This window comes from Rhodococcus sp. NPDC059234, assembly GCF_042754225.1.
In the GTDB taxonomy this organism is placed as follows: Bacteria; Actinomycetota; Actinomycetes; order Mycobacteriales; family Mycobacteriaceae; genus Rhodococcus_G.
In genome coordinates, this window is record NZ_JBHZAH010000005.1 from 66,410 (window position 1) to 81,740 (window position 15,331).

The window sequence follows — 15,331 nt, forward strand, 5'->3', positions numbered from 1 at the left end:
GCTACGCCAGGGTCTCGTGGGCGGCGGGGATCGAGCCCAGCCGGCCGGCCTGGAAGTCCTCGAACGCCTGGATGACCTCGGCCTTGGTGTTCATCACGAACGGGCCGGCCATCGCGACGGGCTCACGGATCGGCTTGCCGCCCAGGACGAACACCTCGAGCGACTCGGTGCGCGAGTCCTGGGTGTCCGCCGCGGCGATGGTCAGCGTGTCGCCGCGCCCGAAGACGGTGGTCTGTCCCATCCGCACCGGCCTGCGCTCGGCGCCGACCAGGCCGTCGCCTGCCAGTACGTAGGCGAGGGCGTTGAACTCGGGGTTCCACGGCAGGGTCAGGCTGGCTCCGGGTGCGATCGTCGCGTGCACCAGGCTGATCGGGGTGTAGGTGGAACCGGGGCCGTGGTGACCGGCGACCTCGCCGGCGATGACGCGGACCAGGGCGCCGCCGTCGGGGGAGGACAGCAGTGCCACCTTGTTGCCGGTGATGTCCTGGTAGCGGGGCGCGGCCATCTTGTTGTTGCGTGGCAGGTTCACCCACAGCTGCACGCCGTGGAAGAGGCCGCCGCTCACCACGAGGTGTTCCGGCGGGGTCTCGATGTGCAGGATGCCGCCGCCGGCGGTCATCCACTGGGTGTCGCCGCCGCCGATGACGCCGCCGCCGCCGTTGGAGTCCTGGTGCTCCATGATCCCGTCGATCATGTAGGTCACGGTTTCGAACCCGCGGTGCGGATGCCAGGGCGTGCCCTTGGGCTCGCCGGGGGCGTAGTCGACCTCGCCCATCTGGTCCATGTGAATGAAGGGGTCGAGGTGCTTCATGTCGATACCCGCGAAGGCGCGGCGGACCGGGAACCCCTCTCCCTCGTAGCCGACGGGGGCGGTGGTCAGGGCGAGCACCGGACGCGCGGCCGCGTCGGGTGCGGGCTCGGCGATGCGGGGCAGCGCGAGGGTGTTGTCGACGGTCACGGCGGGCATGGGGGCTCCTCCGGGTTAGTAGTTGATTGTTCAACTAGTTCACCGTACCTCAACGCTGTGCCGGCGGAGATATTCCCTTCTATGCCCTGGCCGGGGAGGGCCACCCGGACCGCCGGCTCCGGTCCAGGATCATCCGCAGCCCGCGGTGGCGGGCGGCTAGCTCGTGCCAGCTGTCGCTGGGCAGGTCGCTGACGTCGAACATGTCGTCTACCTGGGCCTGCGCCATCCGGTCCCAGTGATGCTGCAGAGCGAGCAGCAGGTCGTCGCGGTCGTCGAAGACCTGGGAGTACCGCGGATTCCAGGGCAGGTGGCCGTCCGGCTTCCGCTCGATCTCGTCGCAGATCTCGAGCAGGAGCTGGATGCGCTCGCGGGTGCGAGCCGGAGTGAACGTGCGGGTCGAGTTCATGATCGGCTCCTCGTGGGTGCGTCGTTTCGGTACGCCCAACGCTATGGACGGCCTGCGGCGACGTCGTCGTGCCGGAGGAGGGACCTGCCCTGCGACCGCGGCAGGGACCGGCCTGCGACCACGGTAGGAGTGGGACTGCTCCTCCAGAGGGATCCGCCGGCCGGGTTTGCTCCCTACGCTGAGGGGGTGGGATTGCTGGTGTGGTGGCGGTCGCGATTCGAGAGTCGGGCACCCGAGGGGGTGCGCGACTACCCGTGGTGGCTGCCGACCTGCATGGCCGGGATCATGGTCGTGGTCGCGGTGATCGCCGTTGCGCAGCGGGGCGAGCTGATTCCGCCGGGGCCCGCGGCGGTGGCCGGCCTGATGACCGTCGTCACCTGCGTGGGCCAGCAGGTCACCGGCCGACCGTGGCCGCCGGCGGTGATGACGGCGGCGACGATCGGCGGCGTCGTGTGGCTGCTGCTCGATCCGGTCCAGCAGGACTTCGCGCCGGTCCTGCTCATGGTGATGGTCGGCACCGTGACGGCAACCGCCGGGGCGTGGTGGGGAATCGCGGCCGGTGTCGCGAGCATCGCCACCCTGATCACGGTGGCGGTCACCGGCGAGCTGGCGGACGTCGGGATCTACGTCGGCGGCGTGCTGCTCGGTTTCGAGGTCGGGTTCACGTTGCTGTGGCAGAACCGGGCGCTCGTCGCCGAGCGCAGCGGCCAACACGCCGAGTGGGAGCGCGCCACCATCGCCGAACGCCAGCGCATCGCGCGCGACATCCACGACGTGGTGGGGCACTCGCTGAGTGTCACACTGCTGCATCTGACCGGCGCCCGGCACGCCTTGGAGAGCGACCGGGACATCGACGAAGCGATCGACGCGTTGCGGGACGCGGAACGCGTCGGCCGGGAGGCGATGGCCGACATCCGTCGCACGGTCGGTCTGCTCGCCACCGAGGGGACCGACTCCGCAGCGCTTCCCGGTGTCGAGGACATTGCGGCGCTCGTCGAATCCGTGCGTGGTGCGGGACTTTCCGTGAGCTACCGGACCGACGGTTCGCCCAACGTGTCGCCGGGTACCGGACTCGCGCTGTACCGGATCACGCAGGAGTCGCTGGCCAATGTGGCCAAGCACGCGCCCGCCTCAGCGGCGGCGGTCCGGTTGGAGTTCACCCCGGCGCAGGCCCGCGTGACAGTCGAGAACGGACTGGCCACGCGGCCACGCGGGCACCGGCGGGCGGGCTCGGGACTGACCGGCATGGCCGATCGAGCTGCCCAGCTCGGTGGAAGTGTCCAGGCCGGTCCGGATCCGAACGCGCCGCGATGGGTCGTCGACGCCCGGTTGCCGGTCAGCGGAGCCACCCGTATCGCAGACTGCGCGTGGAAGGTGGTGACCGGTGATGTCAACAGGACCAAGTGATTCCGGTGATCCGATACGGGTCATGCTCGTCGACGATCAGGAACTCGTCCGTTCGGGCCTGCGCCGGATCCTGCGCCAACGGGACGGATTCGCCATCGTCGCCGAATGCACCGACGGTGACGAGGTGCTCGACGCGGTGACCGAACACCCGGTCGACGTGGTGGTGATGGATCTGCGGATGAAGCGGGTCGGCGGCATCGAGGCCACTCGGCTGTTGCGCCGGCGCGGTGACGATCCGCCGGTGCTGGTGCTCACCACCTTCGACGACGACGAGTTGCTCTCCGGTGCGTTGCGGGCGGGTGCCGCCGGATTCGTCCTCAAGGACGCCGGGGCGGAAGAACTGATCCGCGCCGTCCGCGCGGTCGCTGCGGGCCGGTCCTGGCTCGACTCGGTGGTCACCGGCAGGGTGCTCGCCACGTACCGGGCGGCGCCACCGGCGCGACCGGCGTCCGAGTCCACGCCCGAACGGCTCACCCCGCGGGAGACGGACGTGCTGCGGTTGATCGGACACGGACGCACCAACGCCGAAATTGCCCACGCGCTGGTGATTTCCGAGCTCACGGTCAAGAGCCACATCGGTCGGATCTTCACCAAACTCGACCTCCGGGACCGTGCCGCGGCGATTGTGTACACCTTCGACCACAACATCGTGCGGCCCGGCACCAGCTGAAGCGACCCTGACTCGATTGCTACCAGGGTAGGAGAGAGGATTTGCGACCGCGGCAGGACGACGCCGGACGTGGACGCGACCTAGCGTCGACGGGACACGAACGTCACCTGCCCGTACAGACCCATCGCGATCATGCTGCGGTGGAAGGGAGTTGGTTGTGCTCACGCGTCTGGCCACCGCCTGTGTCCGCCACCCGAAACTGGTGCTCTCCGCCGCGCTGCTGGCACTGATCGTGCTGGGCGTGCTCGGCGCGTCGGCCCCACAGCACCTGCGTGGCGGCGGATTCGCCGACCCGGCGGCACCGTCGAGCCAGGCGAATGCGCTGCTCGAGTCGAAATTCCAGGCCGGAGATCGAAATCTCGTTTTCCTGGTCACCTCGCCCGAGGGGGTCGACGGTGCGGAGGCGAGGTCAGCGGCGGACCGGACGATTGCCGCGCTCGATCACGAGGACGACGTAAGCCAGGTGGTGTCGTACTGGACGTTGCCCGCCCCCTTCGCCGCGCAGCTGCGGAGCGCCGACGGTCGCATCGGGGTGATCGCCGCACACGTGGCGGGCGACGACGCACAGGCTCCCGAGCGGGCAGCGGAGATCGCCGCTCCGCTGACCGGGCGCACCGGCTCGGTCGACGTGCAGGCCGGTGGCCTGGCGCTGGGCACGTACGAGGTCAGCGAGCGCATCTCGCACGATCTGCTCGTCGCCGAGGCGGTCGCGATCCCGATCACCGCCGTGGCGTTGACCTGGGTGTTCGGCAGCCTCGTCGCCGCGGCGCTGCCGGTCCTGCTCGGGCTGGCGTCGATCGTCTCGACACTCGGGATGTTGCGGCTGATCGCCGAGGTCACGCCGGTGTCGGTGTACGCGTTGAACATGACGACGGCACTCGGGCTGGCGCTGGCCATCGACTACAGCCTTTTCGTCGTCAGCCGGTACCGGGAGGAACTCGCGGCGGGCTCGGACACGCCCGACGCGATCGTGCGAGCGATGGGGACCGCCGGGCACACCGCGGTGGTCTCGGCGACCGCGGTGACGCTGTCGCTGGCGGTGCTCGTGATCTTCCCGCTGTACTTCCTGCGTTCGTTCGCCTACGCCGGGCTCGCGGTCGTGGTGGTCAGTGCCGCCACCGCGATCCTGGTGCTGCCGGCCGCGTTGGCACTGCTCGGAAATCGCGTCAACGCATGGGATCTGCGGGTCGCGGTCCGTCGCGCGCTGCGCCGACCGCCACCGCGCCCGTTCGAGTCGGAGTCCCCGTTCTGGGGGCGGGTGGCCGAGACGGTGATGCGGCGTCCGGTCGTGTTCGGGGCGGCGGCGCTGCTGTTCCTGCTGGTTCTCGGTGCGCCGGTCCTGTCGATGCGGGTGGGCCTGCCCGACGACCGCACCCTGCCGGCGGCCGCGTCGAGTCGGTCGGTGGGCGACACCGTCCGTACCGAATTCGCCGGCGGCCCCCAAAGCCAGCTGACCGTGGTGGTTCCCGACACCACCGCGTCCCCGGGCGGCCTCGGGTCCTATGCCGCCGCGTTGTCGAGGGTGCCCGGCGTCAGGGCGGTGGTCTCGTCCGAGGGGGTCACCGTGTCCGGACAGTCGGTTTCGGCCGGATCCGCGGCGATCACCACGCCGATGACGCGGGACGACAGTTCGTACCTGTATCTGGAGAACGACATCGAGCCGTACTCGTCGCGCGGTCAGCAGCTCGTGCGGGAGGTCCAGGCGGTGCCCGCGCCGTGGCCGGTTCAGGTCACCGGCCTGGCGGCGGAGAACGCCGACACCACGACCGCACTCGTCTCCCGGTTGCCGCTGGCCGCGGTGCTCATCGCGGTGCCGATGCTGGTCGTGCTGTACTTCTTCACCCGCAGTGTGGTGCTACCGGTCAAGGCGCTCGTGCTCACCCTGCTGTCGTTGACGGCGACGTTCGGGGCGATGGTCTGGATCTTCCAGGACGGCCATCTCGCCGGCCTGTTCGGAGTGACCGCCACCGGCTACCTCTCGGCCGCCATCCCGATCCTGATGTTCTGCTTGGCCTTCGGGGCGTCGATGGACTACGAGGTGTTCCTGCTCTCCCGTATTCGCGAGGAGTGGCTCGTGAGTGGGGACAACACGCGCGCGGTCGCTCGGGGCCTTGCCCGGACCGGGCGGATCATCACTGCTGCCGCGGTCATCATGGCGATCGTGTTCATCGCCGCGGCCACGTCGTCGATCTCGTTCATCGACCTGTTCGGCGCCGGCATGGCGCTGGCGGTGCTGATGGACGCCACCGTGGTCCGTGGGGTGCTGGTGCCCGCGTTCATGCGACTGTTCGGCGCCGCGAACTGGTGGCCGTCGCGCCCACCCGTCCGCTCCGCCGAGGCCTCGCCGGACGACGAGCACACCCCGGCCCGCGCGCAATAAATGTGTGACGGCCGCGGAGTGGGGCTGAGCACACACGCCCGGTGTCGGGATCACACCAGTGCCGGACGCGAAACGCAGGTGTGATCCCGACAGCACGTCTGTGCGGTCGAGTGCCGCAGGGTCAGGGCAGCAGGACGAACTTTCCGCTCGGGTGCGGGCTCTGCAGTTCGGTGTGCGCCTGCGCCGCGGCCTCGAGCGGGAAGGTCTTCGCGACGAGGACGTCGAGCTGGCCCCGTCCGGCGAGTTCGATCAGCTCGGACCTGGCCTCCTGGCGGATCCGTGCGCTCTCGGGGCTGCCTCCGCCGATCGCGGGGAAGCCGTCCTGCGCGGCCCGGCCGAACGCGACGATGGTCACGATGCGCCCGCGGTCCGCTACGAGGGCGAGGGAGGCGTCGACCGCCTCGTCGGTGCCGGCGGTGTCGAATGCGGCGTCGACCCCGTTCGGGGCGGCGGCCCGTACCCGGTCGAGCAGCCCGTCGCCGTACGCGACGGGAACCGCGCCGAGGCTGCGCAGGTAGTCGTGCTTGGACTCGCGGGCCGTGCCGATCACCGTGGCCCCGCGCGCGACCGCCAGCTGCACGGCCAGCGCGCCGACCGCACCGGCCGCGCCGTGGATCAGCAGGGTGTCGCTGGACGTGACCTGAGCGGTGGTCAGGGCGTCCACCGCGGTGGTGCCGGTGGCCAGGAGCCCGGCGGCCTGCTCCCACGGCAGTGACGGCGGCTTCGGCAGCGCGTCGCCCGCGTCGATGTTCAGCAGCTGCGTGTAGGAACCCTTGCCGGGGTGGACGATCACCTCGTCGCCCACCGCGAGCGGCCCGGCGGGACCGGCCGCACCCTCGCCGACGGCGACGACCACGCCCGCCCCTTCGAGCCCGGGGCGCACCGGCAGGGATGCGGGATCGGAGCCGAAGGCGCCGCTGTACGACTTGTAGTCGAAGGGGTTGACGCCGACGGCGCGCAGTTCGACCTGCACCTCTCCGGGGCCGGGAGCCGGCACCTGTTCGTCGATCACGGTGAGGACGTCGGGCCCTCCGAACGCTGTCGCTACCACCGAATTGGCCATGACCTGGCCAACGACCGGGCCGCCGTCTTCTATTCCGGCCCGCCGTACCCGAACCACTACCTGCACCCGAGACAATTTTGGACTCGGTGTAAGTTTGGGTCTACGCTGGAACCATGACCACCCCATCGGGCCTGCGTGCGGCGAAGAAGCTGGAGACGTGGCGTTCGCTGCGGTCCGCCGCCGTCGAGCTCGTGTCGGCCCGGGGGTTCGACGCGGTGAGCGTCGAGGAGATCGCCGCCGCGGCCAACGTCTCGAAGAGCACCCTGTTCAACTACTTCGAGTCCAAGGAATCGCTGCTGCTCGACCCCGATCCCGAGGACTCCGCGCGTTGGCGGACGCTGGCGCAGGCCCGGCCCGCGGACGAACCGATGTGGGAGTCGTTGCGGGAGATCCTCATCGGCACCGTCGGCTGCGACGGTTCGAAACTCTTGCTGCGCAAGAGCATGATCGAGCAATGCCCGGCGCTGGTCCAGTCCGCATGGGCGTCGAGCGAACCGTTCCGAACCTTCGTGCGCGGCTGGGTGGCGCAGCGGCTGGCCCTGGACGACGACGCTCACCGGGTCAGTCTGGTGGTGAACGTCGCCTTCGCGATCGTGCACGCCGCGTACCGTTCCTGGGATCCGCAGCGGGGCCCGGGCCAGTTCACCGACCTGGTCCGGGACGGGTTCGCGGTCGTCGGTGACGGATTCCTCGACCTCGGCGGTTCGCCCGCCGAGCGCCTCCCCGGACGGATCTGAGGCGGCCCCGGTGAACGCCCTCCTCGAGCGACTGCAGACCCTCGACTCCCTCGTGGTGTACGCGGTGGTCTCGGGGCTGGTGTTCACCGAGGACGCGCTCCTGCTCGGCTTCTTCGTCCCGGGCGAGACCGCGGCGATCGTCGGCGGCATCGTCGCGAGCCAGACCCATGCGCAGCTGTGGCTGATGATCGTGCTCGTGGTCACCGCGGCCGTGCTGGGAGACACCGTCGGCTTCGGGATCGGCCGCCGGGTCGGCCCGCGCATCCTGCAGCTGCCGTTCCTCGCCGGGCGCCGACGGCTCGACGGGGCGCAGGAGCTGCTGCGCAGGCACGGCGGACCCGCGGTGTTCGTCGGCCGGTTCGTCGCGTTCATCCGCACCGTGATGCCCCCGCTCGCGGGGATCAGCGGGATGCCCTACCGTCGCTTCCTGGCCTTCAATTCCGTTGCGGCACTGGTCTTCGGTGCCGGGAACGTGCTGCTCGGCTTCGCGGCGGGAAACTCCTACGAGAAGATCGAGAAGGCGGTGGGCGGCACCGGCGTCCTGATCGCCGTCGCGGCCGTCGCCGCAGCGATCTGGTGGTTGCGTCGGCGGCGTGCCGCGGCCTTCGCCGTCGCGCCGGAACCCGCGGCAGTCGAGGGTGCGCACACCGGGGGAGCGTGACCCGTCAGTCCACGCAGGGGGTGCCCTGGTCGGCGGCGATCGGTGCGCCCTGCGGACCGGCGGTCGGGGCGGCGGGCGCGGGGGTGGCCGCGGAGCCCGGAGCGCCGGTCTGCGGCGACGCCTGCGTGGTCGGCGGCGTGAGGTCGACGCCGATGCTGTCCGGGCCGAGGACGAGCGCGACCCGGTTCGCGGGCAGCGAGGAGTCCGCGACCGCGGTGACGCCGTACCGGTCGGCGAGCGTCCCGGCCAAGCCGTCGCCGCCGCTGCCGTACCGCACGCTGGTCGAGGTGGCGGCCGTGCCGGTGGACAGCGATCCCGTCCGGTAGCCGAGGGCCGCCATCTCCGACGCGGTCGAGGCGGCCAGGCCCGCGTGGTCGGTGCCGTTGACCACGTCGACGGTCTCGTGCCCGGACGGCGTGGGCGCCTTGGCGGTCGTGGTGGGCCAGCCGGTCGGGTCGCCCGTGGAGAAGAGCCGGCTCACCTCGGTGCGCAGCCGGGTGACGTCGACCTTGTTGACGTCCTGGCCGTTGACGGTCGCGTACCCCTCGATCGGCAGGGTGTAGAAGTCCAGATCGCCGCCGGTGAGATTGGTCGCCTGCGAGGCGAACTTCACCGGGTCCATGCCGGAGTCGATGACGATGTCCTTCTTCGCCACGTCGACCAGACCCTGCATCTTGCCGATATTGCCGATCACGCCCGTCGACTTCAGGTTCGTGATGACGGCGGAGATGAACGCCTGCTGACGGTGGGTGCGGTCGAGGTCGCCGTTGTCGAGCCCGTGCCGCTGCCGCACGAACGCGAGCGCCTGGGAGGGATCCAGGGTCTGCTTGCCCGCGGGGAAGTTCGCCCCCGAGTACTCGTCGTGCACGGGCGCGTTGAGGCACACCTGCAGCGGACCGAGGGCCTGCGCGATGTTGTAGAAGCCGATCAGGTTGACCTCGGCGAAATGGTCGATCGGCACGTGCAGCAGGTTCTGCACGGTGGTCAGCGTGGACCGGCGCCCGACCTCACGGGAGCGCTGCTCGAGATCGGCGGGGTCGGTGACGCCGGTGTCCCTCAGTCTGGTCTCCTCGTCCGCCTTCGCGAGCCCGTACGCCTCCTTGATCTTGCGCATGCCGTAGCCGGGGACGTTGACGTAGTCGTCCCGCGGGATCGCCGCCGCACTGGCCCGGCTGCCGTCGCCCGGCACGTGCAGCAGCAGCAGCGTGTTGGTGTTGTAGCCGCCGACGTCGCTGTCGCCCGCGTGCAGCTTGTCGGTGACGAACTGTGCCGGCAGGTCGCTGCCGTCCATCGCCTTGCGACTGTCCAGGCCGATGAGCAGGATGTTCGTGTCGCCGTGCACCGACCGAGGGGCGTCGGGTGCGAGCGCCTTCAGGGCGTCGGAGGTGTACATCCCCGAGGTCAGGCCGGCCTGCGCGGCCCAGCCGATCCCGACGCCGGCGAGTACCACGGCCGACATCGTCCCGGCCGCGATGCGCATCCCGCGCAGGCCGGCCGGTGAGCGCTCCGGGTTCCGCCTCGGTTGCCGGCTGTGCCTGGCGCGCCGGTGTGCCCGACGCGGCCCGGGGCGTCCCGGCGACGCCGAGGTGGAGGAGTACGACACGAAGGCCACGGTACCCATCGGCGTTGGGACGTTCCGACGGCCTCGTGCGGGTGGACGGCGGCGGCCACCCGAGCCTGGGAACTTCTTTACCCGGCCTTATGATCCACTGCCCGTCGGCGCCCGACGAAGGTCCATCTGTTGACGATGCGTTGGTGGTCCGTTGAATTAGGCTGTGACACACGCTATTCCGTGGAACCGGGGATGGGTCAGGTGCGCTCGACGGGGCACACTGGTGCGGTGTCGTTCGTCGATGTCCCGCTGACGTTGTCCACCGCCGCGACGTCCTGGCGGTGGGACGTCCCGACCCTCGCCGTGGTGACGGCACTCACAGCCGGCTACTGGCGCGCGCACGCGACGGCCGCGCGCCGCGGCGAGGGCGTCGGCCGGGGCCGGCTGCTCTGCTTCCTGCTCCTCGGCTGCGGGGTGTGGCTGGTGGCCGCGCTCAGCTTCGTCGGGGTGTACGCCGACACCCTGTTCTGGGTGCGGGCGCTGCAGGTGGTGCTGCTGCTGTTCGTGGTCCCGTTCGGGCTGGCGCTGGGCAAGCCCGTCACCGTCCTGCGTGCCTGCCTGGGCGAGACCCGCCGGGCGCGTGTCGACGCGGTCGTGGGTAGCCGGGCCGCGCGGGCCCTGACCTATCCCGCCACGACCTCCCTCGCGATGCTCGCGACGCCGTGGCTGCTCTACCTCACCGGGTGGTACCCGGCCGTGCTCGAACACCAGGGGGTGGACCAGCTGACCCGGCTGGTGCTGGTGGCGGTCGGGTTCGGCTACTTCTACTCGCGGCTGCAGGTCGACCCGGTGCCGCACCGGTACTCCCAGATGATCTCGCTGGCGATCACGGTCGTCGAGGTGATCGGTGACGGGGTGCTCGGCATCGTCATCTGGCTCGGGCCGGAGATCGCGGCGGAGTACTACCAGCAGTTCGCGCGGAGCTGGGGGCCGGACCGGCGCACCGACCAGGCGATCGGCGCAGGCATCCTGTGGCTGCTCGGCGACGTGATCGGCATCCCGTTCCTGCTGGTGCTGATGCGGGCGCTGCGCCTCGACGACCGGGCGCAGGCCGAGGCGATCGACGCCGAATTGGACGCTGGGGAGCTGGCGAGCACTCCCGTCGCGGCGGATGCCCCGGGCCTGTGGTGGGAACAGGACCCGCAGCTGCAGGAGCGATTCCGCCGGCGGTAGGCGGACCGGCCACAGAGAATTCTCATACCCCTGCCACCGTCGTCCAAATTATCGCCAGTAGGTTCGGGAGTATGGTTGCCGCACATGTGAATCCATCCCGCCTACGCCGATGGTGGCCGGGCCTCGCGCTGGTCGTGGCGCTGCTGGTCGTGGCGGCGGGCGCGGCCCTGTGGATCGGGTCGGATCGCTCCGCGGGCAGCGTCGTCGCGATCGTGAACGAGGACGCGGGCACGGTCGCGGCGGGCAAGCCGGTGCGCACCGGCGACCAGGTGGTCGCCTCGCTGCAGGAGTCGGACGCGTTCGACTGGGAGGTCGTCGACGCGGAGGCCGCCACGGACTCGAAGTACCTCGCGTCGGTGACCATCCCCGAGGACTTCTCCGAGACGGTGGCCTCCCTCGGCACGACAGCGCCGCGCCAGGCCCAGCTGTCCGTGCACCGCAACGGCGGCTCGGCCGGCGACGCCGACGCGATGTCGGCCCTGATGACGACCGTCTCGGAGCAGACCGGCGCGAACGGCATCAAGAACCTGCTCAGCGGCATGTCCTCGGCGCGGAGCCAGCTGCAGCAGACCTTGCTGCCCGCCCAGCTGCTCGCGACCGCGACCGGCGCCGCGGACACGCAGGCCCAGCAGTTGCTCGGCAGCGTCGACTCCGTGCTGCCGTACCTGAAGACCGCGAACGACGGCGCGAACCAGTTGGTGGACGTCGCGGGCAAGGTGTCGGGGATGGTCGGGCAGGCCAGCGGCCCGGCGGGCGAGTTGTCCGACCGGCTGACCTCGCTCGGCGTCACCATCGGCGACCTCACCACGGGCACGGCGCGACTGCAGGAGGGGCTCGGCGCGACGACCAGGGCCCTGCGCGCATCCGGGCTCGACACCGCCAACGTGGCCGGGACGCTCGAGCGTACGGCCGCCGACCTCGGTGCGGTGTCCGCACAGCTGAAGGCCGCCACCGCCGTGCTGGGCGCCGGCGTCGGGCCGGACACCGACCTCGGTGCGGCGGTGCGCAGCGGATTCGACCAGCTGCGGGACGTGTCCGCGCAGTTGAGCAGCGCGGGCGAACAGCTGCAGTCCGGGATCGGGCCGATCGCGGAGCAGGCGCCCGCGATGCTGGGGGAGACCAAGAGTCAGATCCTGGCCGGCATCACCCAGCTCAAGACCGTGTCGGCGCAGCTCAACGATCAGCTCGGCAAGGGTGTCGGTGCCATCCCGGTGCGTAATGCGGCTCAGCAGCAACAGATTTCGTCGGTGCTCAGTTCTCCGGTGTCCGTGGTCCAGACCGGTGGAGCGGCGGAACCCGGACTGCTGACCGCGCGCAATGCGGCGATCGCCTTCGCCGCGACCACGCTGCTGCTCGCCTGTGCCCTCGGGTGGTCGCTGCGCCGCGGGCGCGCGGTGTCCGCACCTCCCGTGGCGGACTCCGCCGATGCGTCATAGTGGGGCAATGCCGACCACACCGAGCGTGACGACACGAACTCTGGGCCTGGCCGCGATCGCGGCGACGGGTGCGCTGGTGGCGGGCTGCGGCACCGGCGCGACGGTCGGTACCGACGGACCGCCGCCCGGCATCAGCACCCAGGCCACCGGGAAGGTCACCGGCACGCCCGACACCCTCACGGTCGTGCTCGGCGTGCAGACGCAGGGCACCGACGCCAACGGCACGCTCGCGGCGAACGCGGAGAAGGCGACCGCCCTCGTGGACTCACTGAAGTCCAAGGGCGTCGATGCCAAGGACATCCAGACCAGTGGGCTGTCCGTGCAGCCGACCTTCGGTCCCGACGGCACGATCACCGGCTACCAGGTCGGCAACCAGGTGACCGCGACGGTGCACGAGGTCGCCCGGGCCGGTGAGGTGATCGACGCCGCGGCCGCCGCGGCGGGCGACGCGGTGCGCGTGCAGCAGACCAGCTTCTCGATCGCCGACGACGGCGAACTGCGCGCCCAGGCCCGCGAGCGCGCGGTGCAGCAGGCGCAGGCCCAGGCCGGCCAGATCGCCGCCGCGGCCGGGGTCGGGCTCGGCCCGGTCCGGTCGATCACCGAGGTGCCCGCGACTGGGCCGGCTCCGATGCCGGGGTCCGCGGCGCTCGCCGACCGCGCGCCGACGCCGATCGAGCCGGGCAGTCAGGAACTCAGCGTGAGCGTGCAGGTGGTGTACGACGTCGACTGAGTCGCCGGCTCAGCGCAGCGCGTCCCACCGGTCCGGGTCGCACTCGAGTGCGGACCGGTCCCAGTTCCCCAGGTCGGCGGCGGCGCGGTAGGTGTCCTGCAGGAACTCGAGCACGGTGGCGTCCGGGTCGGCCGCCTTCCGCACCGCCTCGTAGGGGAGCAGGAACTGCTGGAATTCGTTGCTGTAGAAGGCGTCCCGCGGGCCGACCGGGAAGCCGGCGAAGCCTTCCGGCGCCGGGTAGGAGTACGAGTAGAAGGCGCCCTCCTCGCCGCCGCCCGGCCAGAAACCGCAGCTGCTCAGCTCGTGCGAATAGCCCTCGACCATCACCCAGTCGCCGCAGTTGGGTGCCCCGCCCGGATGGATGGGCGCGGATCGGCCGGAGAACCGGGTGCAGGCCAGATCCATTGCACCCCAGAAGAAGTGCACGGGGCTGACCTTACCGACGAAATGGGACCGGAATGTCCTGAAGACGCGGTCGGCCTGCACCAGTTGACGCCAGAACAGGCTCGCCGCGTCCGGGTCGTAGGCGCAGTGCACGGTGTCCTCGGCGAACGGGATGGCGGGCTCGACCTCGTTCGGGGTGGGCTGGATACGTACGTCGATCCCTAGGTCGGCGAGCGCCTGCATGGTCTCGGCGTGGAACTGTGCAACCGACTTCGGTTCCAGCGCAACCTCGCCCGCGCCGCCGTCACTGGTCCGCAGGTGCAGGCGGTTGCTGCAGAAGTCGAACTCGATGTCCAGTGCTCGGGTGCCGTACGGGATCGCGCCGGTACCCAGGCCCCGTGCGGTGACATACGACGTCACCTGCCACCAGTGATTGACCAGGGGCGAGAGCGACAGTCGGACCTTCCCGACAATCTGCATCCACATGTGCAGCGTGTCCCGGGTTTCGGTCCAGTCGGCCACGCGAAGCGCGGGCCAGGCCGGGGCGGTCGGGTTGTGCTCGTTCACCGTGCCTCCGTCCGGGTGATTGCTCACCGGTAGTTCGGATTCAGCTGGAGCGTGGATCGACGAGCCGAGTCTATCGACCGGCGGTGCCGTTCGGCAGGGCGCGAGTCAATACCGGCCGCCTGCACCGATCGCGGCCTAAGCTCGACCCGTGGCACACACCGAGTCCTCGTTCATCGGCAATCACGGCACTCGCATCGAGTACGCCGTCTGGACCCCGGACGGGCCGCCCGTCGCGGTACTCGTGCTCGCCCACGGGTTCGGCGAGCATGCCCGCCGCTACGACCACGTGGTGGAGCGCCTGGTCGGGCTCGGTCTCGTGGTGTACGCGCCCGACCATCGCGGGCACGGGCGGTCCGGCGGCAAGCGCGTCGAACTCAAGGCGTGGACGGACTTCACCGACGATCTGCACCAGCTCGTCGGGATCGCGACCACCGAGCGCCCCGGACTGGACCTCTACCTGCTCGGACACAGCATGGGCGGTGCGATCGCCCTGTCGTATGCCCTGGACCACCAGGACCTGCTGGCCGGTTTGATCCTGTCCGGCCCCGCGGTGGACGTGACCACCGGCGTGCCCGGCGTCGTCGTCGGGGTCGGCAAGGTGGTCGGCCGTTTTCTCCCGTCGCTTCCGGTGCAGTCGCTCGACGCCGACCTGGTCTCTCGTGACCCGGAGGTTGTCGCCGCATACAAGGCGGATCCGCTGGTGCACCACGGCAAGGTTCCCGCCGGGATCGCGCGCGGGTTGATCGTCAACGCCGAGTCGCTGCCCGACCGGCTGCCGACGCTGCGGATACCCCTGCTGCTGCTGCACGGCAGCGAGGACGGCCTGGTGAACGTCAACGGGAGCCGCATGATCGCGGCGACCGTCGCCTCGGACGACCTGACCTACACGGAGTACCCGGGGCTGTACCACGAGGTGTTCAACGAGCCCGAGCGTGAGCAGGTGCTCGACGACCTCGTGGCCTGGCTGCGGCCGCGGCTCGCCCCCTGACGCCGTCGGTGGCCGCGCTCGAAGGGTTCGCGCCGGGCACCAATCGTATGACCGGCGTTGGGGAATCGGGCCCCAGCTGTTAATTGGACAAACGTCCAATGTGGCGATGTTCGGCACATGATTGTGGGTACTCTGCGGGCGCTGCTGTCG

The 15,331-nt window shown here is 70.6% G+C and carries 14 protein-coding genes; 9 read left to right on the forward strand and 5 right to left on the reverse strand.

Going from position 1 to position 15,331, the window contains the following annotated elements; genetic code table 11:
* Position 1: 1 nt before the first annotated feature.
* Both ACFXGJ_RS02185 and ACFXGJ_RS02190 read right to left on the reverse strand, forming a co-directional pair.
* Entirely contained in the window at positions 2-967 is a 966-nt protein-coding gene (locus tag ACFXGJ_RS02185; RefSeq protein ID WP_378616004.1) for a pirin family protein, read from the reverse strand.
* A gap of 79 nt (positions 968-1,046) precedes the next feature.
* The gene (locus ACFXGJ_RS02190; protein ID WP_378616006.1) at positions 1,047-1,373 is read right to left on the reverse strand and encodes a hypothetical protein; all 327 of its coding nucleotides are present in this window, start codon (positions 1,371-1,373) and stop codon (positions 1,047-1,049) included.
* 186 nt (positions 1,374-1,559) lie between these two features.
* Here ACFXGJ_RS02190 and ACFXGJ_RS02195 point away from each other — a divergent pair, with 186 nt between their 5' ends.
* From ACFXGJ_RS02195 to ACFXGJ_RS02205, 3 genes are all read left to right on the forward strand, one after another.
* Positions 1,560-2,780 (forward strand): sensor histidine kinase, encoded by a 1,221-nt coding sequence (locus ACFXGJ_RS02195; protein ID WP_378616008.1) that lies wholly within the window; start codon positions 1,560-1,562, stop codon positions 2,778-2,780.
* Between the two features lie 22 nt (positions 2,781-2,802).
* Complete coding sequence (locus tag ACFXGJ_RS02200; protein ID WP_378616011.1) at positions 2,803-3,450, forward strand: response regulator; 648 nt, start codon at positions 2,803-2,805, stop codon at positions 3,448-3,450.
* A gap of 157 nt (positions 3,451-3,607) precedes the next feature.
* Positions 3,608-5,830 carry an MMPL family transporter gene (locus ACFXGJ_RS02205; RefSeq protein WP_378616013.1) on the forward strand — a complete coding sequence of 741 codons (2,223 nt, stop codon included), beginning with the start codon at positions 3,608-3,610 and terminating at the stop codon, positions 5,828-5,830.
* A gap of 121 nt (positions 5,831-5,951) precedes the next feature.
* On the opposite strand, the gene ACFXGJ_RS02210 is transcribed toward ACFXGJ_RS02205, so the two are convergent.
* Positions 5,952-6,893, reverse strand: coding sequence for an NADP-dependent oxidoreductase (locus ACFXGJ_RS02210; RefSeq protein WP_378616015.1), 942 nt, complete (start codon positions 6,891-6,893; stop codon positions 5,952-5,954).
* Between the two features lie 113 nt (positions 6,894-7,006).
* On the opposite strand from ACFXGJ_RS02210, the gene ACFXGJ_RS02215 reads away from it, so the two are divergent.
* Positions 7,007-7,630 carry a TetR/AcrR family transcriptional regulator gene (locus ACFXGJ_RS02215; protein WP_378616017.1) on the forward strand — a complete coding sequence of 208 codons (624 nt, stop codon included), beginning with the start codon at positions 7,007-7,009 and terminating at the stop codon, positions 7,628-7,630.
* 10 nt (positions 7,631-7,640) lie between these two features.
* On the forward strand, positions 7,641-8,291 hold the full coding sequence (locus ACFXGJ_RS02220) for a DedA family protein (protein WP_378616019.1): 651 nt from the start codon (positions 7,641-7,643) through the stop codon (positions 8,289-8,291).
* A gap of 4 nt (positions 8,292-8,295) precedes the next feature.
* Here ACFXGJ_RS02220 and ACFXGJ_RS02225 read toward each other — a convergent pair whose 3' ends face one another.
* Positions 8,296-9,771 carry an LCP family protein gene (locus tag ACFXGJ_RS02225; RefSeq protein WP_378616021.1) on the reverse strand — a complete coding sequence of 492 codons (1,476 nt, stop codon included), beginning with the start codon at positions 9,769-9,771 and terminating at the stop codon, positions 8,296-8,298.
* 324 nt (positions 9,772-10,095) lie between these two features.
* Here ACFXGJ_RS02225 and ACFXGJ_RS02230 point away from each other — a divergent pair, with 324 nt between their 5' ends.
* The 3 genes from ACFXGJ_RS02230 (at position 10,096) to ACFXGJ_RS02240 (ending at position 13,242) form a co-directional block, all read left to right on the forward strand.
* Positions 10,096-11,076 carry a cytochrome c oxidase assembly protein gene (locus tag ACFXGJ_RS02230; protein ID WP_378616023.1) on the forward strand — a complete coding sequence of 327 codons (981 nt, stop codon included), beginning with the start codon at positions 10,096-10,098 and terminating at the stop codon, positions 11,074-11,076.
* An 86-nt stretch (positions 11,077-11,162) separates the two neighbouring features.
* Complete coding sequence (locus ACFXGJ_RS02235) at positions 11,163-12,512, forward strand: hypothetical protein (RefSeq protein WP_378616025.1); 1,350 nt, start codon at positions 11,163-11,165, stop codon at positions 12,510-12,512.
* 25 nt (positions 12,513-12,537) lie between these two features.
* Positions 12,538-13,242 (forward strand): SIMPL domain-containing protein, encoded by a 705-nt coding sequence (locus tag ACFXGJ_RS02240; RefSeq protein WP_378616027.1) that lies wholly within the window; start codon positions 12,538-12,540, stop codon positions 13,240-13,242.
* A gap of 9 nt (positions 13,243-13,251) precedes the next feature.
* On the opposite strand, the gene ACFXGJ_RS02245 is transcribed toward ACFXGJ_RS02240, so the two are convergent.
* Positions 13,252-14,193, reverse strand: coding sequence for a DUF5996 family protein (locus tag ACFXGJ_RS02245; RefSeq protein ID WP_378616029.1), 942 nt, complete (start codon positions 14,191-14,193; stop codon positions 13,252-13,254).
* 148 nt (positions 14,194-14,341) lie between these two features.
* On the opposite strand from ACFXGJ_RS02245, the gene ACFXGJ_RS02250 reads away from it, so the two are divergent.
* The gene (locus tag ACFXGJ_RS02250; protein WP_378616031.1) at positions 14,342-15,181 is read left to right on the forward strand and encodes an alpha/beta hydrolase; all 840 of its coding nucleotides are present in this window, start codon (positions 14,342-14,344) and stop codon (positions 15,179-15,181) included.
* Positions 15,182-15,331 lie beyond the last annotated feature (150 nt).